Annotated in this window: 20 protein-coding genes; 9 read left to right on the top strand and 11 right to left on the bottom strand. The window is 52.6% G+C overall.

Annotated elements, in window-relative coordinates:
* Nucleotides 1-66: 66 nt before the first annotated feature.
* The 4 genes from phnC to phnE (BV494_RS10355) all read left to right on the top strand — a co-directional run bounded on the left by phnC (nt 67) and on the right by phnE (BV494_RS10355) (nt 3,756).
* On the top strand, nt 67-903 hold the full coding sequence (phnC, locus tag BV494_RS10370) for a phosphonate ABC transporter ATP-binding protein (RefSeq protein ID WP_104922806.1): 837 nt from the start codon (nt 67-69) through the stop codon (nt 901-903).
* 68 nt (nt 904-971) lie between these two features.
* Nucleotides 972-1,904, top strand: a complete 933-nt coding sequence (gene phnD, locus BV494_RS10365; protein WP_104922805.1) for a phosphonate ABC transporter substrate-binding protein — start codon at nt 972-974, stop codon at nt 1,902-1,904.
* A 65-nt stretch (nt 1,905-1,969) separates the two neighbouring features.
* Entirely contained in the window at nt 1,970-2,833 is an 864-nt protein-coding gene (phnE, locus tag BV494_RS10360) for a phosphonate ABC transporter, permease protein PhnE (RefSeq protein WP_104922804.1), read from the top strand.
* Nucleotides 2,833-3,756, top strand: coding sequence for a phosphonate ABC transporter, permease protein PhnE (phnE, locus tag BV494_RS10355; protein ID WP_104922803.1), 924 nt, complete (start codon nt 2,833-2,835; stop codon nt 3,754-3,756). Before phnE (BV494_RS10360) ends, phnE (BV494_RS10355) begins: the two co-directional genes overlap by 1 nt.
* Nucleotides 3,757-3,850: 94 nt before the next feature.
* Here phnE (BV494_RS10355) and BV494_RS10350 read toward each other — a convergent pair whose 3' ends face one another.
* Nucleotides 3,851-4,972 carry a ribosomal protein uL16 3-hydroxylase gene (locus BV494_RS10350; RefSeq protein ID WP_104922802.1) on the bottom strand — a complete coding sequence of 374 codons (1,122 nt, stop codon included), beginning with the start codon at nt 4,970-4,972 and terminating at the stop codon, nt 3,851-3,853.
* 157 nt (nt 4,973-5,129) lie between these two features.
* Nucleotides 5,130-6,509, bottom strand: coding sequence for an NAD-dependent succinate-semialdehyde dehydrogenase (locus tag BV494_RS10345; RefSeq protein ID WP_104922801.1), 1,380 nt, complete (start codon nt 6,507-6,509; stop codon nt 5,130-5,132).
* A gap of 358 nt (nt 6,510-6,867) precedes the next feature.
* Between BV494_RS10345 and BV494_RS10340 the strand changes: the two genes are divergently transcribed.
* Both BV494_RS10340 and ddlA read left to right on the top strand, forming a co-directional pair.
* Nucleotides 6,868-7,197: a DHCW motif cupin fold protein gene (locus BV494_RS10340; RefSeq protein WP_101077302.1), complete on the top strand. Its 330-nt coding sequence runs from the start codon at nt 6,868-6,870 to the stop codon at nt 7,195-7,197.
* 63 nt (nt 7,198-7,260) lie between these two features.
* Nucleotides 7,261-8,358 (top strand): D-alanine--D-alanine ligase, encoded by a 1,098-nt coding sequence (gene ddlA, locus BV494_RS10335; protein WP_104922800.1) that lies wholly within the window; start codon nt 7,261-7,263, stop codon nt 8,356-8,358.
* Between the two features lie 62 nt (nt 8,359-8,420).
* On the opposite strand, the gene BV494_RS10330 is transcribed toward ddlA, so the two are convergent.
* The 6 genes from BV494_RS10330 to BV494_RS10305 form a co-directional block, all read right to left on the bottom strand.
* On the bottom strand, nt 8,421-8,759 hold the full coding sequence (locus tag BV494_RS10330; RefSeq protein ID WP_104922799.1) for a helix-turn-helix domain-containing protein: 339 nt from the start codon (nt 8,757-8,759) through the stop codon (nt 8,421-8,423).
* Entirely contained in the window at nt 8,743-9,096 is a 354-nt protein-coding gene (locus tag BV494_RS10325) for a type II toxin-antitoxin system RelE/ParE family toxin (RefSeq protein ID WP_104922798.1), read from the bottom strand. Before BV494_RS10325 ends, BV494_RS10330 begins: the two co-directional genes overlap by 17 nt.
* 227 nt (nt 9,097-9,323) lie before the next feature.
* Nucleotides 9,324-9,581 (bottom strand): multiple stress resistance protein BhsA, encoded by a 258-nt coding sequence (gene bhsA, locus BV494_RS10320; RefSeq protein WP_104922797.1) that lies wholly within the window; start codon nt 9,579-9,581, stop codon nt 9,324-9,326.
* A 153-nt stretch (nt 9,582-9,734) separates the two neighbouring features.
* Nucleotides 9,735-9,992, bottom strand: coding sequence for a multiple stress resistance protein BhsA (gene bhsA / locus BV494_RS10315; protein WP_104922796.1), 258 nt, complete (start codon nt 9,990-9,992; stop codon nt 9,735-9,737).
* Nucleotides 9,993-10,159: 167 nt separating this feature from the next.
* Nucleotides 10,160-10,417: a multiple stress resistance protein BhsA gene (gene bhsA, locus BV494_RS10310; protein ID WP_104922795.1), complete on the bottom strand. Its 258-nt coding sequence runs from the start codon at nt 10,415-10,417 to the stop codon at nt 10,160-10,162.
* Nucleotides 10,418-10,832: 415 nt separating this feature from the next.
* Nucleotides 10,833-11,090 (bottom strand): hypothetical protein, encoded by a 258-nt coding sequence (locus BV494_RS10305; RefSeq protein ID WP_104922794.1) that lies wholly within the window; start codon nt 11,088-11,090, stop codon nt 10,833-10,835.
* 202 nt (nt 11,091-11,292) lie between these two features.
* Between BV494_RS10305 and BV494_RS10300 the strand changes: the two genes are divergently transcribed.
* Together BV494_RS10300 and BV494_RS10295 are read left to right on the top strand one after the other, a co-directional pair.
* A complete protein-coding gene (locus BV494_RS10300) occupies nt 11,293-11,952 on the top strand; it encodes a TetR/AcrR family transcriptional regulator (RefSeq protein WP_104922793.1) in 660 nt (219 codons plus the stop codon).
* Between the two features lie 3 nt (nt 11,953-11,955).
* Nucleotides 11,956-12,843, top strand: coding sequence for an oxygenase MpaB family protein (locus BV494_RS10295; RefSeq protein WP_104922792.1), 888 nt, complete (start codon nt 11,956-11,958; stop codon nt 12,841-12,843).
* 2 nt (nt 12,844-12,845) lie between these two features.
* On the opposite strand, the gene abgT is transcribed toward BV494_RS10295, so the two are convergent.
* From abgT to BV494_RS10280, 3 genes are all read right to left on the bottom strand, one after another.
* A complete protein-coding gene (abgT, locus tag BV494_RS10290) occupies nt 12,846-14,369 on the bottom strand; it encodes a p-aminobenzoyl-glutamate transporter (protein WP_104922791.1) in 1,524 nt (507 codons plus the stop codon).
* Between the two features lie 92 nt (nt 14,370-14,461).
* Nucleotides 14,462-15,916, bottom strand: coding sequence for a M20 family metallopeptidase (locus BV494_RS10285; protein ID WP_104922790.1), 1,455 nt, complete (start codon nt 15,914-15,916; stop codon nt 14,462-14,464).
* The gene (locus BV494_RS10280) at nt 15,916-17,232 is read right to left on the bottom strand and encodes a M20 family metallo-hydrolase (protein WP_104922789.1); all 1,317 of its coding nucleotides are present in this window, start codon (nt 17,230-17,232) and stop codon (nt 15,916-15,918) included. Before BV494_RS10280 ends, BV494_RS10285 begins: the two co-directional genes overlap by 1 nt.
* A gap of 346 nt (nt 17,233-17,578) precedes the next feature.
* Between BV494_RS10280 and BV494_RS10270 the strand changes: the two genes are divergently transcribed.
* Nucleotides 17,579-18,475, top strand: coding sequence for a LysR family transcriptional regulator (locus tag BV494_RS10270; protein ID WP_104922787.1), 897 nt, complete (start codon nt 17,579-17,581; stop codon nt 18,473-18,475).
* Nucleotides 18,476-18,516: the final 41 nt, after the last annotated feature.

The raw sequence follows: 18,516 nt of genomic DNA, 5'->3' as shown, positions 1-18,516 counted from the left end.
ATTGATGTGTCACATAACTCGCGCTTAATGAACCCCAGATAACGAAAGCAACCGAGAGACAGCATCATGGCGCAAGCTCAACTTAAGCTGGCACAGGCTGAATATCCTCAGACCGGGCCGCAGCATCTGAACAAAGTCCTGGACGTTAAAGGCCTGGTGAAATCCTATAAATCAGGTCAGCGTGTTCTTAATGACATCAACTTCGATCTCCACGCCGGTGAATTTGTCGCGGTCATTGGCCGTTCAGGCGCAGGGAAATCGACTTTGCTTCACGTCCTTAACGGCACGATCCCGTTAACCGACGGCAGCGTGGTGTGTCATTACGAAAACGGTGAGCAGCAGCAACTGGCTGGGCTGACCGGCAAAGCGCTGCGTCGCTGGCGTTCGGGTTGCGGCATGATTTTCCAGGATTTCTGTCTGGTTCCGCGTCTGGACGTACTGACGAACGTGCTGCTGGGTCGTCTCAGTCACACTTCCACGTTTAAATCCTTCTTCAATCAGTTCGATGATGAAGACCGTGCCCGCGCAATTTCCCTGCTGGAATGGTTGCACATGTTGCCACATGCGCTGCAACGTGCTGAAAACCTTTCCGGTGGTCAGATGCAGCGTGTGGCCATCTGTCGCGCCCTGATGCAAAACCCAAAAATTTTGCTGGCCGATGAACCGGTTGCCTCGCTGGATCCTAAAAATACCCTGCGCATCATGAATGCCCTGAAAAAGGTCAGCGAAGAGAATATTGCGGTGATGGTTAACCTGCATTCCGTCGAGCTGGTGAAAGATTACTGCACCCGCGTTATCGGCATTGCGAAAGGGCAGATTATCTTTGACGGTCATCCGGATCAGTTAACCGACGGAATTTTGCATCAGTTATATGGCGAAGAACACGAAGCGATAAACAGTTAAACAAAAACGTTATTTATTTTGCAGTGCTTATTTCTACTTTCTCTCAATCTACACAAGGTCATCATTAAATGAAGAAGTTATTACGTCTGGCGGTCTTTGTTGCAGGTTCCCTTACCGCAATGCACAGCATGGCAGAAGATGCCCCTAAAGAATTGAATTTAGGTATTTTGGGTGGTCAGAATGCCACTCAGCAAATCGGGGATAATCAGTGTGTAAAAGATTTCTTTGATAAAGAATTAAATGTGGATACCAAACTGCGTAATTCATCCGATTACTCAGGTGTTATTCAGGGGTTATTAGGCAAGAAAGTCGACATGGTATTAAGTATGTCACCTTCTTCTTTCGCGTCTGTTTATATTAATGACCCGAAAGCGGTGGATCTGGTGGGTATCGTGATTGATGACACCGACAAATCCCGCGGTTATCACTCCGTTGTTGTGGTCAAAGCGGACAGCCCGTACCAGAAATTGTCTGACCTGAAAGGCAAATCTTTTGGCTTTGCTGACCCGGATTCCACGTCCGGTTACCTGATCCCGAACCAGACTTTCAAGAAAGAGTTTGGCGGTACTACGGATAACAAATACAACAACTTCTTCTCCAGCGTGACCTTCTCCGGCGGCCACGAGCAGGATATCCTCGGCGTGCTGAACGGCCAGTTTGAAGGCGCGGTGACCTGGACTTCGATGATTGGTGACCGCGAAACCGGTTATACCTCCGGCGCGTTCAACCGCATGATCCGCATGGACCATCCGGATCTGATGAAGAAAATTCGTATTATCTGGGAATCCCCGTTAATTCCTAATGGCCCGATTCTGGTGCGCAGCGATTTACCCCCGGCATTTAAAGCGAAACTGGTTTCAGCCATTAAGAAACTGGATAAAGACGATCATGCGTGCTTCGTGAAAGCCGTTGGCGGTAAACAGCATATCGGCGAAACGTCTCTGGCGGAATATCAGCAGATTATTGATATGAAGCGTGAATTGACGAAGGGCGGCCGCTAAGTCTTAACTTCCTCCCCTTTCACGGGGGAGGAATAAAAATCTCCATGTAAACCGGAAATATTATTTTGAATAAAGACTTCAATCGTTATTACCAGAATATACGCGGTAAGCAAAAACGTGAGGCGCTGATCTGGTCAGGGCTGATGTTGCTGTTATATTTATGGTCTGGCAATGTTTCCGAACTTAACCTGAAAACTATTATTGTTTCAGCCCCCAGCTTTTTTGATTATATCGGCCAGACGGTACCGGTTCTGCACTGGTCTTTATTATTCGCAGACGGACACACTGAAGGTTCTCTGGCTTACTGGGGATACCGCCTCAATATTCAGTTACCGCTGATTTGGGAAACTATACAGCTGGCATTGTCTTCAACGATTTTGTCCACCGCGCTGGCCATTGTTCTGGCGTTTCTCGCCGCCAGCAATACGGATTCCCCAAAATGGGTGAAATTCAGCATCCGCACCTATGTTGCCTTTCTGCGAACCATGCCTGAACTGGCCTGGGCCGTGATGTGTGTGATGGCATTTGGCGTGGGGGCGATTCCGGGTTTTATCGCGCTGACCTTACACACCGTTGGCAGCCTGACCAAATTGTTCTACGAATCTATTGAAACCGCATCGGATAAACCGGTGCGCGGCCTGAGAGCCTGCGGAGCAGGGCGTTTGCAGCGCATGCGTTTTGCCATGTGGCCACAGGTTAAACCTGTCTTTTTGTCCTACAGCTTTATGCGTCTGGAAATTAACTTCCGCCAGTCCACCATCCTCGGGTTAGTGGGCGCAGGCGGGATTGGTCAGGAACTGATGACATCCATCAAACTGGATCGCTATGACCAGGTCAGCATGACGTTGCTGCTGATTATTCTGGTGGTTTCCGGGATGGATTATCTGTCGGGTAAATTACGCAAACGTGTGGTGGAGGGCTCTTTCTGATGTTAACTGACGCGCTTGAACCTCATGTGATTGCCAGCCTGAAACAACAGCACGCGCATCTGTTTTCCGCGCAACGCAAGTATCTGCGTTATCTGGCGATTCTGGCTGTTGTGATTGTGTTGTATTACCTCTACTTCTTCAGCTATTTCGGTATTCCGTGGCGTGAAGTGGTGCGCGGCACCCGCGAAGTCGGGCGGTATTTTCTGCGCATGTTCGTGTGGCATAATGTTTCCGAATGGCCGTTTAAGTACTACTTCTCGCAGATTGCGATCACGCTGGCGATTGTGTTTTCCGGGACGGTCACCGCCTCTTTCCTCGCACTGCCGCTGTCTTTCCTTGCGGCGCGAAATGTGATGACCACGCCGGTTCTCCGGCCGGTTTCGCTGGTGATCCGCCGTATTCTGGATGTGCTTCGCGGTCTGGATATGGCGATCTGGGGGCTGATATTTGTCCGGGCCGTCGGCATGGGGCCGCTGGCCGGCGTGCTGGCGATTGTGATGCAGGATTTAGGCTTACTCGGCAAGCTTTACGCCGAAGGCCACGAAGCGGTGGAACGTTCACCAAGCCGCGGTCTGCGGGCGCTGGGTGCTTCGCCGCTACAGACGCACCGCTTTGGCATTTTCACGCAATCTTTCCCGACGTTTCTGGCGCTGTCGCTGTATCAGATTGAGTCCAACACCCGTTCTGCCGCCGTGCTCGGCTTTGTGGGCGCGGGCGGTATCGGTCTGGTTTACGCGGAAAACATGCGGTTGTGGAACTGGGATGTGGTGATGTTTATCACGCTGATCCTGGTGGCTATCGTAATGATGATGGACAAGATTTCAGCGATGCTGCGCGCCAAATATATTCTTGGTGAAGAGATTGATTTGTTTGTGCCGGAGGAGCGAAAAATGAAGCCGCCGGTCGAGTTGTATAAGCCCTGATTCAAACCGGTCATAAAACTAAAAAAGGCGACATCCACCGGATGCCGCCTTTTTCTATGGCAGAGCAACACAAAGCACTGAGCAGCAGAAAGTTTTACTCGTCGAAATACCAGTAACCCTGATTCACCAGATCGGTGAACACGGCCATAAACGCCGGATCCTGGACGGCATCGCCCAGCTCTTTTTTGCCGATCAGCATGACACGGCAAAGCGCATCCGCCGCCTGATGTTGATCGGTTTCCAGCGCTTCGCTGTTAACGAAGAAACGGTCGCCGACGTTCAGCACGCGCAAACCGCTCAGACGGGTCAGGCTGTCGCCCTGCATCAGTGCATCCACGATTTCGTGCGTTTCATACGGCGGTTCGGCGGGCGCGATGTCCAGCTCATGGCGCGGCGTTGTCGCGAATCGACCAAACCACTGTCTGAAGGCTTCCGGCTCATTGATCAGGTCATGCATCATATTGCGCACGCGATCCAGCTCGTATTCTTCCACTTTGCCGACATGATCGCGCAGCGTTAAATCCGGGTCGCTGTAGTGGTTGCTGCCTAAATCATTTTCCAACGCGTAATCGGCAAAGCTGCTGATAAAGTCGCGGGTATTCGGGCCACGGAAACCGACGGAATAGTTAAGGGCGGTTTCATGGGTGAAACCGTCGTGCGGGAAGCCCGGCGGAATGTACAGAATGTCGCCCGGTTCGAGATCTTCATCGATGATTGGCGTGAACGGATCAACATGCAGCAACGCCGGATGCGGGCAGAACTGACGCATTGGTAAGGCATCGCCCACGCGCCAGCGACGGCTGCCCATGCCCTGAATGATAAACACGTCGTACTGATCGATATGCGGGCCAACGCCGCCGCCGGGTACAGAATAGGAAATCATCAGGTCATCCAGACGCCAGTCCGGCAGCACGCGGAACGGACGAACCAGTTCAGCCGCGGGCAGATGCCAGTGGTTTACCGCCTGTGCCAGCAGCGACCAGCCGGTTTCGCCCAGCCCGTCGAAATGCTCAAACGGCCCGTTGCTCGCCTGCCATTCCCCGTTTTTATGGCTCACCAGACGGCTGTCCACTTCAGGTTCCATCGCCAGGCCGGCTAATTCATCGGGAGTGATAGGATCGACAAAGTTTATAAATGCTTTTTTTAATACAACAGGTTGTTTCTGCCAGTATTTTTCTAAAAATTCCGGCCAGTCCAGATTGAGTTCATACGCCATGTGATTTACCAGTGGGAAGACAAACGGGCCTGATTATAGAGAGGCTGGCGGGTAGGCCGCTTTGTCATGAATCAAGGGATCACAAAAGACCGGCGGAGGGAGAGAATTTCCCTCTCCGGGCGGAGAGGGAGGTGTTACGTGGAGGCACTGATGGGTATCAAGACTTAGCGGCAAGCACCACCAGTTTTTGGTTCACAAACTCTTTGATCCCCAGATCGGACAGTTCGCGGCCAAAACCGGAGCGTTTCACCCCGCCAAAAGGCAGTTCGGCGGCGGTATCGGTCGGTGAATTGACGTACACCATGCCGGTTTCAATCTGGCTCGCCAGCTTACGGGCGCGGTTGAGATCGGTCGTGAATACCGAACCGCCCAGGCCGTAGTGCGAGTCGTTGGCCAGTTTCACCAGTTCCTCGTCATTTTTGACGATATAAACCTGCGCGACCGGGCCGAAAAACTCCTCGAAGTAAGCCGGATTATCACGCGTGATGTGCGTGAGGATCGTTGGCTCGAAGAAGTTGCCCGGATTTCCGGTGACCTTCTTGCCGCCAAAGTGCAGCTTGGCACCGTGTTTCACAGCATCGTCCACCTGCTTGCTCAGCGTTTTCACCGCGTCGGCGGAAGACAGCGGCCCCAGCGTGGTGGATATATCCAGCGGATCGCCGATTTTCAATGCCTTAAAGTGTTCAGTGAATTTTTTCAGGAATTCGTCGGCCACTTTTTCGTGAATGATAAAGCGCTTGGCGGCGGTACAAACCTGCCCGGCGTTGGAAACACGCGCCTGAGCACCGGCTTTAGCGGCGTGATCAATATCGGCATCATCCAGCACGGCAAAAACGTCATTGCCGCCCAGTTCAAGTGTGGATTTTTTCAGTTTTCCGGCTGCGCGTGCCGCCACAATCGCACCGGCTTTTTCCGAACCGGTCAGCGCGACGCCCTGAACGCGGTCGTCATCGATAATCGACGCCACCTGATCCTGCGAAATAAACAGATTGGTATAGGCACCTTTTGGCGCACCGGCCTCAGAAACCAGTTTCTCAAAAGTTTCTGCGCAATGCGGCACGATGCTGGCATGTTTTACCAGCACGCTGTTACCTGACGCGAGATTCGGCGCAAGCACACGCATCAGCTGGTAGAACGGGAAATTCCACGGCTCGACCGCCAGAATGATGCCAATCGGGTGATGCTCGACCCAGGCTTCGCCGAGATCAGACTTATACGGCACAGGTTTGAGAAATTCTTCTGCGTTCTCGGCGTAGAATTTCGCAATATCCGCGCAAATCTGTACTTCACCACGGCTCTGACCGATGAGTTTCCCCATCTCTACGCTGACCACTTCCGCCAGTTCATCGACTCTTGATGCCATCAGCTCGGACAATTTGTGCAGCACTTTGACCCGCTGTTTTATATCTCCCTGCGCCCAGTCTGATTTATACAGGGCGTGCGCGGTGGTCAGCGCCTCTTCAACCTGTTTATCGTTGTGCGTCGGGTATTCTTTGATGAGCTTGTTATTGAAAGGATTGATCGTTTGATAGGGCATCTGTTGCTCCTTGTTTTGTGGCGCGCCGCGTAACGTCATCAGCGCGTTGGAATTGAGGTGCGTTCGCCTTACTGCGTGGGTCAGCTTTCTTTACCTTTTTCGTCATACTGCCAATAAGCATAGTCGATAAAACGTGAACCCTGTCTCACAGACATCTCATGCAACACATGTGATTCGGGCTTTTTAGCGGCTTGCGCACAGGCCTTGTCAGTCGCGGGCTGCCGCCTGTCTCTAAGAACAGTCGCCTTTACTTAACTTTGCAGCGAAAGGGCTGTCGAATTGTTTTCAGCAAGCGATTGATAAATTTACCGCTCACTTTTATGCTGGCTTTCCTCTCCTTTCCGACATTGAGAAACTCATGAAGCTTGATGCGATTCCTTTTTGCACCACCGACTGGAACGACGTGACACCGACACAACACCCCGGCGATGTCGGGATGGCACTGTGGCGTACCCAAAAATTTGGCGATATCCGCGTGCGGGTCGTTGAATATTCGGCAGGATATGAAGCCGATCACTGGTGCAGTAAAGGGCATGTGCTGTTTTGCCTTGAAGGGGAATTGCATACGCGCCTGGAAGATGGCCGGACATTTACCCTCTCGCCGGGCATGAGTTATCAGGTGGCGGATAACGCGGAAGCCCACCGTTCCTCAACCCCTGTCGGGGCTAAATTGTTTGTCGTTGATTAGTCGTACATCAGTCATACATAGATAAATCGCCGCCAGCGTGAAGCTGGCGACAAGGAGCAGCAGGTGAGTAAATTACGGGTAGGCATCATTTTTGGCGGCAAATCGGCAGAGCACGAAGTGTCATTACAATCGGCAAAAAATATTGTGGATGCCATTGATAAAGAACGCTTTGACGTGACGTTGCTGGGCATTGATAAGAAAGGCGAGTGGCATATTAACGATGCCAGCAACTACCTGATCAATGCTGAAAATCCGTCACTGATTGCCCTGAACCGCTCAAATAATCAGGTCGCGCTCATTCCGGGGCAGACAGAAAATCAGCTGATTGAAACGCACAGCGCCAGCGCATTGTCGCAGGTGGACGTGGTCTTCCCGATTGTTCACGGCACGCTGGGCGAAGATGGCTCATTGCAGGGCCTGCTGCGCATGGCGAATATTGCGTTCGCCGGTTCCGGCGTACTGGGTTCGGCCGTCAGCATGGATAAAGATGTGACCAAGCGTCTGTTGCGGGACGCGGGTTTGTCCGTTGCGCCCTTTGTCACCCTGACCCGTGCAAACCGCCAGAAATATACGTTCGCTGAAGTCTCTAAGCAGCTCGGTTTACCGCTGTTTATCAAACCTGCTAATCAGGGATCGTCCGTTGGCGTCAGCAAAGTGAGCAACGAAGCAGGTTTCCTGAATGCGCTGGAAACTGCGTTCAGCTTCGACCACAAAGTGTTGGTGGAGTCCGCGATCAAAGGCCGCGAAATTGAATGCGCGGTACTCGGCAATGATTACCCGCAGGCCAGCGTATGCGGCGAAGTTATCCTGCACGACGAGTTTTATTCTTACGACACCAAGTACATTAATGAAGCGGGTGCATCGATTGCCGTTCCCGCCGATTTACCACAGGAAACCCATGACCGCATCCGGGCCATCGCATTGCAGGCGTTTCAGGTGCTGGAATGCCGGGGTATGGCGCGCGTCGATGTGTTCCTGACCGAGCAGGGCGACGTCGTTATCAACGAAATCAACACGCTGCCGGGTTTTACCAACATCAGCATGTACCCGAAACTGTGGGCGGCCAGCGGTTTAAATTACAGTGATCTGATCACGCGCCTGATCGAACTGGCGCTGGAGCAACACGAGCAAGATAACCAGCTCAAAAGCTCAGCCAACTGATTTGTCAGATGTGCTGCAAAAGAAAAGCAGGGAGGGAATCCCTGCTTTTTGCATTTAAAAACTTATTCAACAACCAGTTTAACCTGCTTACCGGTCAGCCCGAGCATCATCACCAGCGCATCCAGCGTGAATTTATCCGTTTTCTTGTTTACGACGTCGGAAACCCGCGGGCGTGAGACTTGTAAAACTTTTGCAGCATCGCTCTGACGCAGATTCTGAAGGGCGATCCAGCTTGCGATTTCCGCCATTAGCTGTTCTTTAAGTGCAATCGTCTGTGCAATTTTTTGCTGCGATTCAGCATGCAAAGCCTGTGCTTCATCATCACTAAACCCCAGGTCGGCAAAAACATTCCCTCCGGCCGGGGTGATATGCCTCGACGCTACATCAATGTAATCTTTCATTTTCTCTCCGTTGACGTTCTGTGATGATTTCCGCATATCGGGCTTTTATAACGGAAATATCTTTCGGGCTGGTTTGCTGCGTTTTTTTTTGAAAACAGTGCAGAACGTGGATGGCTTCTTCAAATTTAGCGACATAGACCACCCTGAAAGCACCCGCTAATGCATCGAGTTTTATTTCAATCACACCCGATCCCCAGCTGTTAATCGATTTCCAATCTGTCGGAAAAAGATCTTGCTGAATTTTCTCAAGTTCAAAGCCTGCTCTTTTTCTGGCGTCGGCGGGGAATTCCCGCAAATCGCGTAACGCACTTCCGCGCCAGTCGATATTTTTAGTCACAGCCACTTTCCTTGTGTATAAAATTTTATACCTAATCGTTCCTCATACCAACGCTTTTATACGGGAAGCCAAATTTAAAAATTCAGTTCGTTGAAATGTTTGCGAGACGTGCCGAAAGAAAAGTGTTTTGACGGGATTTTTGGGGGAAAAGCAGGGAGAAATCCCCTCAAATCCCAGACACGAAAAAGGCGGCAAACGCCGCCTCTTCTGCTTACTGCTGAGTGCTCTTATTTGTACAGTTGAGCTGTACCGTACAGATGGTTGTCACCTGAAGCACCGATGATGCGGTATGAACTTGCACCGGCTTCACTGGCTTTTGCATTCAGTTTGTTCTGCAGGCCGGATAAGTCGTTACCTGAAGTCGCGCTGACAACGCCGATGACTTGCTGACCGTCTGGTGCAGACTGAACTTCAGTCGCTGCCAGAGTAGAGAATGAAGCCGTGGCCAGTGCGATGGCAGCGAGAGTCATAGTGATATTTTTCATGATAATTTCCTCGATTTCGTTTATTTAAGCTTTGCCAGGCGTTGTCATCAACGTTCATTTAATGTGCAAAGCTGTCTTCTGTCCGATACAACATCTAGCTTATTAATCGTTAACTAAATGCCGATTTACCCTTAGTCAAATCTGACTTCGTGCTTATTTATACAGCTCAGCAGTCCCGTACAGATGGTTTTCACCGGATGCACCGATGATACGGTATGAACTTGCACCGGCTTCGTTTGCTTTAGCGTTCAGCTTGTTTTGCAGGCTGGACAAATTATTGCCTGAAGAAGCACTTACCACGCCGATAGCCTGTTGGCCTTCGGGTGCAGACTGAACTTCAGTGGCAGCCAGAGTCGAAAATGAAGCGGTAGCAAGGGCGATTGCAGCCAATGTCATAGTGATGTTTTTCATGATGGTCTTCCTGTTTTAATCTGTTTATCAGCAGGTGGTTTAGGTCAGACGTTATTTGTTAACGTTCGATAATTAAATATTAGACCTGGATCACATTCTGTGCAACTTAATTATTTATTAATCGTTAACTAATTGTGCGGAACAATCTGCTAACGAACGTCTAATGCTTATTTGTACAGCTCAGCAGTACCGTACATGTGGTTTTCACCAGAAGCGCCGATGATGCGGTAAGAGCTTGCACCGGCTTCAGTCGCTTTCGCATTCAGTTTTGACTGCAACGTGGTCAGGTTACCGTTTGAAGAAGCACTGATTGTCCCGATGGTCTGTGCACCTGCCGGAGCAGACTGAACTTCAGTCGCGGCCAGCGTTGAGAAAGAAGCGGTAGCGAGTGTCAGGGCAGCGATTGTCATTGCGATAGTTTTCATGATTTGTATTCCTGTTCGTTAATTTTTGTCTGGGATGACGTTCCCGCCAGCCCCGTTATTCGGTCAACGTTATTTATTACTTAACGTTCGATAAGTAAATGGTAAAGGGTGTTGAGAGTTTGTGCAAGATGTTTTTTTAATGAGCGTTAACTTATTGTGCTGTGACGAACATCACACCAAAACGCATTGTTGTTTTTGTTTTGTTAAATTTGTGTTTTTAAAATGATTTGCCTGACGGATAGAGTTCGGGCTTATCCAATATTGTGCTGAATGAATCTTTAATGATCGCTAGGTTAATGGTTGGTTCCGGCGGGAGAGGGTGTTAAAACTAGGGTCGGCTTAGAAAAAGATAAGGCAGCGAATGCCGCCTTATCGTGATCCCTGCCGTGATGTTCGTCGTCAGTGGCCGGTTTCCTTAATAGTAAATGGAAGCCGGTTTATGACCTGAAGTCACCGGTGCAGGTGGCTGAGTCGGAGACGTGGAGATGCGACCCTGTTCGACTTTTTTGTTCGTACAGGTTGCCGGATTACAGAAGTTACTGTCACCGGTCACATTGACCATCGCCACTTCCTGACTCTGTACTGGCATCATGATAACCTGCTGTGCGGCAACATTGGCAACCGGTACAGCGGTTAATGCCAGAACTGCAAGAAGGATTTTGAAGTTACTCATGATGTTTCGTCCTAGGTATTTTGCTTTTAAAAAGCGCTTATAGCTGTGCAGCTTTGCGGGTCTGAGTGATTTTCTTATCGCTCGATAATTAAATGATAAACTCCGCTGGACTTGTGCGCAACTATTTTTAATAATGATCGTTAAGTTATTTCTAAAAACAATTTTTATAACCATTATCACAATGGTGATGGAAGGAGGGTGTATGAGCACTGAACAGACGGCTTTGGTCCGGAAAAGTCGCGGTCGCCCAAAACAGTTCGACCGTGGAACTGCTCTGAGCAAGGCCCTGAATTTATTCTGGCGCCATGGTTACGAGGCCACTTCATTAGCTGATTTGGTTGAAGCAACCGGTGCAAAAGCGCCAACTTTGTATGCCGAATTCGGTAATAAAGAAGGGCTTTTCCGCGCAGCCGTTGAGCACTACGTTAAAAATTTCTACGAAAAAGGACGCTGTCTGCTGAGCAGACCTGATTTGTCCGTTGAACAGGCGATTGACCAGTATTTGCGTGCCATCGCAAACCTGTTTACTGACTGCGATACGCCGAGCGGTTGCTTCATGATCAGCGCATCGTCCGGGATGTCTTCATCTTCTGCGGATATTGCCGAAATGCTGCGTGAGCACCACTTGTCGCAGGAACGAACATTGTTCGAATATTTCGAGAAGCAGAAACAAAGCGAAAATCTGGTTGCTGTCACTGACAGTGCCCTGCTGGCGAAATACCTCGCCTGTACCATTCAGGGTTTCTCTGTCCAGGCGCGCGATGGCGCAACGGCGGCTGAGCTTAATCGTCTGATCGACGTGGTCATGAACCTGTGGCCGGAGCTGACAAAAAACACTGTGCAAATTGCCGCAGCGCACTAGCGGATGAGCGATTTTCGTCAGTTATTAAGAAAGAGAATAGAACGCCAGGTGCTGAGTATTTCTGGCCTGGCGTTAGGTGGTATAGACTTCGAAAATCCGGCGGGCGATCCGGGGCTGTTTGGCCCTGAAAGTGTAACCTGGCGAATTCACGGAGACTTCTCTTCGATGCTTTGTGGCGGTGTCAGTGCCTTGCTGCTGCAAATGCTTCACCCGCTGGCGCTCGCCGGTGTCTGGGATCACTCCTCATTTCGCGAAGACATGCTGGGCCGCCTGCGCCGCACCAGTCAGTTTATTTCCGGAACGACATTTGCCCCGACCCGTGATGCCACGGCGCTCATCGAAAAAGTAAAATCCATTCATCTGCACGTGACCGGCACAGATGCGTACGGCACGCCTTATGCTGCCAGCGACCCGGATTTACTGGTCTGGGTACACGTCGCGGAAGCGTACAGTTTCCTGCAATCTCATCTGCTTTACCGCAACCCTTCGCTCAGTTTGGCCGAACAGGACCGCTATTATCAGGAGTTCGCCCGCGTGGCAGAAAGCCTCGGGGCGCTGAATGTGCCTGACAGCGTTGCTGCGGTGGAGGCCTATTTGCAGGCCATGCGGCCACAATTACGCTGTGATGAGAGAACGCGGGAAGTCGTGCGGTTACTGCGTAATGCGCCTGCGCCAAGCCGTCTGGCTAAACCGGTCGGCAGCCTGATGATTCAGGCCGGTATCGAGCTTTTGCCCGGCTGGGCGGCGGAACAACTGGGGATTTCCCTTTCCCCGGTTAAGCGCAAAACGATTCGTTTTGGCACCCGCCGCATTGCAGGCATTTTACGCTGGGCCGTCAGAAACGGTTCATGGCATCGCGCGATGCGCCGCATGGGCCGCCTGTCTTCCTGAACTTATAAATGCGGATAAACGCCCGGTCCGATCGGTAAACCCAGCAAATACCAGCCGACCAGCATCAGCAGCCACACCACGAAAAACACAATCGGGTACGGCAGCACCAGCGAATAATAGGTGCCGAGTTTCGCCTCTTTGTTGTACCGCTGGAGGAATCCGAGGAACAGCGGCACAAATGGCGACATCGGTGCCAGCGGGATCACAGAGGAATCCGCCACGCGGAACACGATCTGCGCGAATGCCGGATGGAAGCCCAGCAGCATAAACATCGGTACGAAAATCGGTGCCAGAATCGACCAGATCGCCGAGCCGCTGGCGATAAACATACACAGCAACGCCGACAGAAAAATCAGCCCGAGGAACGCCGGAATACCGGTCATGCCGAGATTTTCCAGCACATCCGTCAGCCCTATCGCCATAAATTTTCCCATATTGCTCCAGTTGAAAAACGCCACAAACTGGGAGAGCGGGAACACCATCACGATAAAACCGGCCATAGACTTCATCGGATCAACCAGCAAATCCGGCACATCGCTGGCGCTGCGGATTTGCTTCGTCACCATGCCGTAAGGCACCGAAATCACGAAGAAGAATAAAATAATCAGCGGCACGATGCCCTGAATAAACGGAGAAGGGATGATGCCGCCGGTTTTCGGATCCCGCAGCGGCGCGGCTTCCGGCACCACCAGCAGCGCGACCAGCCCGATGAACACCAGCGCTGCAATCCCGCTCGCCATCAGGCCACGGTTCTGTTCCGGCGTCAGCTTCTTCATCTCTTCGTTGCGTTCGCCGCGATAAACCGGCAAACGCGGTTCGACAAATTTGTCGGTCAGAATAGCCCCGACAATCGTCAGTAGAATTACCGACGCAGCCATGAAATACCAGTTATCGATAACGCTGACCTGAACCGCCGGATTGATCGCTTTTGCCGCTTCCGTACTCAGCCCGGAAAGCAGCACGTCCGTGGTCACAATCAGCAGATTCGCCGTAAAGCCGCAACCCACACCGGCAATCGCCGCCAGCAAACCGGCCACCGGATGACGCCCGACCGCCAGAAAAATCAGCGCGCCCAGCGGTGGCATCACCACCAGCGCGGCGTCGGACGAAATGTGGCTGAAGAAGGCGATAAAAATCACCATATAGCTGGCGTAACGGGCGTTCACTTTCGACGCCATTTTATACATCAGGCTTTGCAGCAGCCCGACGCGCTCCGCCAGACCTGCGCCAATCACCAGCGCCAGAATCGAGCCGAGCGGGGTGAATCCGCTGAAATTCTTAATCACGTTCGGCAAAATCCACTGAATACCTTCCACGCTCAGCAGATTTTTAACATGAATAACGTCGCCATTACTCGGGTTCACCGCCGTAATATTCAGCCACGAAATCACGGCGCTGGCGACCATCAGAATGGCAATCAAATAAACAAATAACAAAAACGGATTGGGAATTTTATTACCTACACGTTCTACCCACTGGAGAAAACCTCCAGGGCTCTGGCCGGAGTCTTGTGCTTCAATACTCATCTCTTAACCCTCTGTCGTGTTTGATTTTTTTATATTTATACCGCCCGTCTCTGCCGGAACGGGGCATGAGCGGGCGGTTTACTCGTCGTGATTTATTTCAGTGGCGAAGGTTTTACGCCCGCCGGAATAGGGCAGTGATACGGACGACGCTCGCGCAGGGCATCGCGCTCTTTCTGGCACGCGGCGAGCAAATCAGGCTGCGTGAACAGTTCAATGGCCGTGGAAGACATCACTTTTGCCGCCAGGCACATACCTTTGTGCGCGATGGACGTGCGCCCCTGCGACACAATCTGCCAGGTGTGCAGTGGCGAACCGACCGCAAAGCACGGGCTGAAACACTGCGCGGTCGGCACCAGCCAGCTGACATCGCCGACGTCGGTGGAGCCGTAAAGAATATTGTTGTTGGGTGCGTAAGGCGCGACGGCGTCGGTCAGGGCCGACGTGCGCAGCGTTTCGGCGAACGCCATCCCTTCTGCGCCGCTGGTGCGGGAGATATTCAGCAGATTGTTATCGATATCCTGCTCCGTCAGCGTGGCGTGAATCGACGCCGCAAACGCCTGATCTTCGGCCGTGTATTGCGGTGCGCCAAACGCCTTAACATACTGATACATCGTACTTTCCAGCGTACGGTTCGGCACATAATTGGTACAGGCTTTGTCAAAGCGCATCGACATCGTGGTGCCGGTCATCAGCGCCGCGCCTTTGGCGATATCCACCACGCGGTCGAAAATCCCCTGCGCCTGATCCATTTGCGGCGCGCGCACCAGATACAGCACTTCCGCATCGGCCTGCACCACGTTTGGCGAAATTCCGCCCGCGTTGGTGATGGCGTAATGCAGCCGCGCTTCCTGAATAATGTGCTCGCGCAGGAAGTTGGAACCGGTGTTCATCAGCGTCACGGCGTCCAGCGCGCTGCGGCCCAGATGTGGCGCAGCGGCGGCGTGTGAGGACACGCCTTTAAAGCTGAACGACGCCTGAATATTGGCCAGCGTCTGGTTGCTGAACATGCCGCTGTAGGTTTCCGGATGCCACGTCAGCGCGGCATCGACATCATCAAACAGCCCTTCGCGCACCATAAACGTTTTGCCGGAACCGCCTTCTTCGCCCGGACAGCCGTAAAACCGCACCGTACCCTGAATGTTTTCGCGTTCCATCCAGGCTTTTACCGCCAGCGCGCCACCGAGCGCCGCCGTCCCGAGCAAATTATGCCCGCAGCCGTGACCGTTACCGTTTTCGACCAGCGGTTGCGCGGTGTCACATCCGGCTTTCTGGCTCAGCCCGGCCAGTGCGTCGAATTCACCGAGCAGGGCGATAACGGGTTTGCCACTGCCGAAGCTGGCGATAAACGCCGTTTCCATGCCACCGACGCCGCGCTCAACCGCAAATCCGCTGGCTTCCAGCTTGTCTGCCAGCAGTGCTGAAGAGAACGATTCGGCGAAACGGGTTTCCGGATGATCCCAGATGGCATCGCTGATTTGCGCCAGCGCCGGTTGCTGGTTATCGATAAAATCACTGATGAAATTGACAATATTTTGCTGCGCTGCCATCAGTTTTCCCCTTTGAATTCAGCGATGTTCAGCGCCAGCGCGGCCAGCGTTTTAATGCCCTGCATCATCACTTTTTCATCGAAATCAAACAGCTCGTTGTGATGCCCGGCGCTCAGATCGGTACCGAAAATCACGTAAGAGGCTTCGCCGCCGCGCGCTTTCACGCGTTCCATCATGTAGGTGGCGTCTTCAGAGCCCGCTGCGCCTTCCTGACGGTCAATAATCTCTTCAAACTCACCGAGTTTTTCCGCCTGCTGATGGATGTAATTCACCCATGCGGCCGTCGGTTTGCTGCTTTGCGCCGCGCCCATCAGTTTGATATCAAATTTCACCTGATGCATTTCGGCCGCGCCGGAAATCACTTTCAGCGCCTGCTGATAAATGAATTCGTTCACTTCATTGGTGGAACCACGTGTTTCGACTTTCATCATGGCGGAAGAGGCGACCACGTTGCGGCCGGTGCCGGCCTGCAACACGCCGACGTTGACCCGTGAACTGCCACCGCTGTGGCGGGGAATGGCGTGTAATCCGAGCGTGGCCTGCGCTGCCGCCAGCAGGGCGTTGCGACCTTCTTCCGGTTTGCCACCGGCATGTGACGCCACGCCAGTAAAATGCACGTCGAGCTTGGTGGTTGCCATGAACGTATCGTTGCCACAGACAATATGATTGGCCGGAACGCCGGTGCCGATATGGACGGCGGTGAAGTAATCGACGTCATCGACCACGCCTGCCGCGACCATGGATTTCGCGCCGCGCGTGCCTTCTTCCGCAGGCTGGAAAATCAGTTTAATCGTGCCGCACAGCTTATCGCGCGCCTGCATCAGCACTTCCGCCAGGCCTAAACCGATCGTGGTGTGCCCGTCGTGGCCGCAGGCGTGCATCATGCCGTTATTGGCAGAAGCAAATCCTTCGCGGAACGGGCGGTGCGCCTCGTCGAGCACCTCGTTTAAATCCAGCGCATCCATGTCGACGCGAAATCCCATCACCGGGCCGGGACGTCCGGTTTCCAGCGTGGCAACAATGCCCGTGAAACCGCCGGAAAAATGCGGCATCCAGCGGGCAATTGCGCCCTGTTCCAGCGCGCGTTGCTCGTGTTCAGCCAGCACGGAAGCAGAAGGCAAACCCATGCGTGAATCGGCATCGATGACGTCTTTGCCCAGTTTCAGCGCGTACCCGAGTTTCTCCAGCCGGTCGGCCACCAGCGTGGACGTACGAAATTCCAGCCAGCCGGATTCGGCGTATTTATGCAGGTCACGACGTTGTGTTTGCAGGGCAGGGAACAGCTGTTCAACGTGTTCAGAAATCTCATTAACCATCACGGACTCTCTTTTTTACAGACATGCAGGCTTTCTGCCAGAAGCAGAAAGGAGGAATTCTTGTTTGGGGGGCAGTGCGCGCCGGAGCACGATAACTGGCACAACAAACCCAGACCGGCGGGCGCGAAGCGCAAACCAGTAACCCGTAATTTGTTGCCGTTTGAAGGAAAAATCCGCAGGGAATGGCCCGGCGGAAGGGACTGCATTGCGGCATTTTTGCCGTCGTCTTGGTCAGCGTTTTATGACGAACGTCTGCCTTATGTGTTTTTCAATGTACACAAAGCGATCAGCGCATATAAGATGCCAAAATCTTCTTAGTGATAATCAGGGGTTATCAAAGAATCTCATGGCATCACAAATAAAAATGCATCAGTTGCGGGCGTTCGTGTCTGTGGCGCGTCAGGGCAGCATTCGCGCTGCCAGCCGTTTGCTTAATCTTTCCCAGCCCGCGCTGACCAAATCGATTAAAGAGCTGGAAGAAGGGCTGGGCGCGAGATTATTTGTCCGCCGCCGTCAGGGCGTGACACTAACCGATTGTGGTGACGCGTTTTTTAAACGCGCGAGCCTGATTCTGGAAGAGCTTCGCGTGGCGCAGGAAGACATCGCCCAGCGCCTTGGCGGTACCAGCGGCAGGGTGAATATCGGCGTCGGTGCCAGCATTGCGCGCACCATCATGCCGGACGTGATCGACCGTTTTCACCGGGAATTCCCGAATGTGAAAGTGCGTATCGCCGAAGGCCAACTGGTCTCGATGATCCCCGAACTGCGTCAGGGGGAGCTGGATTTCACCGTCAATACCTATTATCAGGGGCCCTTTGATAACGAACTGTTATACGAAAAACTGATGGATAAAGAGTACCGCGTGGTCGCCAGACGCGGCCACCCGATGCAAAACGCGCGTTCGATGAAAGAATTGCTTCACTGCGACTGGACCATGCCGACGCCGCGCGGAAGTTATTACAAACTGCTCAGCGAAGTGTTTAGCGAGATGGACGCCGAGCCGAATATCAGCGTGATTTGCGAGACGTTTATGTCCTGCACCAGCCTGATTGCTAAAACCGATTTCCTCAGCGTGCTATCCGTGGATGTGATTAATGACCCGGTGATCGGCCAGAGTCTGGTGGCGCTCGATCTGGATCTGCCGCTGCCAGCCGCAACGTTCTATCTCATTCAGCGGCGTGATACCACACTGTCGCCGATGGCGGCACATCTGGCGCAACTTTTCCGGTTGTATTGCCGGTAACCGACGGCGTTGGCGAAAAAAGCGCGTGTTTTGATGATTTA

The sequence above is a fragment of the Rahnella sikkimica genome, assembly GCF_002951615.1.
Lineage (GTDB): Bacteria > Pseudomonadota > Gammaproteobacteria > Enterobacterales > Enterobacteriaceae > Rahnella > Rahnella sikkimica.
Note: the sequence above shows the minus strand (reverse complement) of the source record. Positions and strands in the feature narration are given on the sequence as shown.

Coding starts and splice junctions, on each gene's coding strand:
- phnC (WP_104922806.1), top strand. CDS start 67: ATGGCGCAAGCTCAACTTAAGCTGGCACAGGCTGAATATCCTCAGACC.
- phnE (WP_104922803.1), top strand. CDS start 2,833: ATGTTAACTGACGCGCTTGAACCTCATGTGATTGCCAGCCTGAAACAA.
- BV494_RS10295 (WP_104922792.1), top strand. CDS start 11,956: ATGAGCGATTTTCGTCAGTTATTAAGAAAGAGAATAGAACGCCAGGTG.
- BV494_RS10340 (WP_101077302.1), top strand. CDS start 6,868: ATGAAGCTTGATGCGATTCCTTTTTGCACCACCGACTGGAACGACGTG.
- BV494_RS10350 (WP_104922802.1), bottom strand. CDS start 4,972: ATGGCGTATGAACTCAATCTGGACTGGCCGGAATTTTTAGAAAAATAC.
- bhsA (WP_104922796.1), bottom strand. CDS start 9,992: ATGAAAAACATCACTATGACATTGGCTGCAATCGCCCTTGCTACCGCT.
- BV494_RS10285 (WP_104922790.1), bottom strand. CDS start 15,916: ATGGCAGCGCAGCAAAATATTGTCAATTTCATCAGTGATTTTATCGAT.
- BV494_RS10270 (WP_104922787.1), top strand. CDS start 17,579: ATGGCATCACAAATAAAAATGCATCAGTTGCGGGCGTTCGTGTCTGTG.
- BV494_RS10280 (WP_104922789.1), bottom strand. CDS start 17,232: ATGGTTAATGAGATTTCTGAACACGTTGAACAGCTGTTCCCTGCCCTG.
- BV494_RS10300 (WP_104922793.1), top strand. CDS start 11,293: ATGAGCACTGAACAGACGGCTTTGGTCCGGAAAAGTCGCGGTCGCCCA.
- abgT (WP_104922791.1), bottom strand. CDS start 14,369: ATGAGTATTGAAGCACAAGACTCCGGCCAGAGCCCTGGAGGTTTTCTC.
- BV494_RS10305 (WP_104922794.1), bottom strand. CDS start 11,090: ATGAGTAACTTCAAAATCCTTCTTGCAGTTCTGGCATTAACCGCTGTA.
- phnD (WP_104922805.1), top strand. CDS start 972: ATGAAGAAGTTATTACGTCTGGCGGTCTTTGTTGCAGGTTCCCTTACC.
- BV494_RS10330 (WP_104922799.1), bottom strand. CDS start 8,759: ATGAAAGATTACATTGATGTAGCGTCGAGGCATATCACCCCGGCCGGA.
- bhsA (WP_104922797.1), bottom strand. CDS start 9,581: ATGAAAAATATCACTATGACTCTCGCTGCCATCGCACTGGCCACGGCT.
- bhsA (WP_104922795.1), bottom strand. CDS start 10,417: ATGAAAACTATCGCAATGACAATCGCTGCCCTGACACTCGCTACCGCT.
- BV494_RS10345 (WP_104922801.1), bottom strand. CDS start 6,509: ATGCCCTATCAAACGATCAATCCTTTCAATAACAAGCTCATCAAAGAA.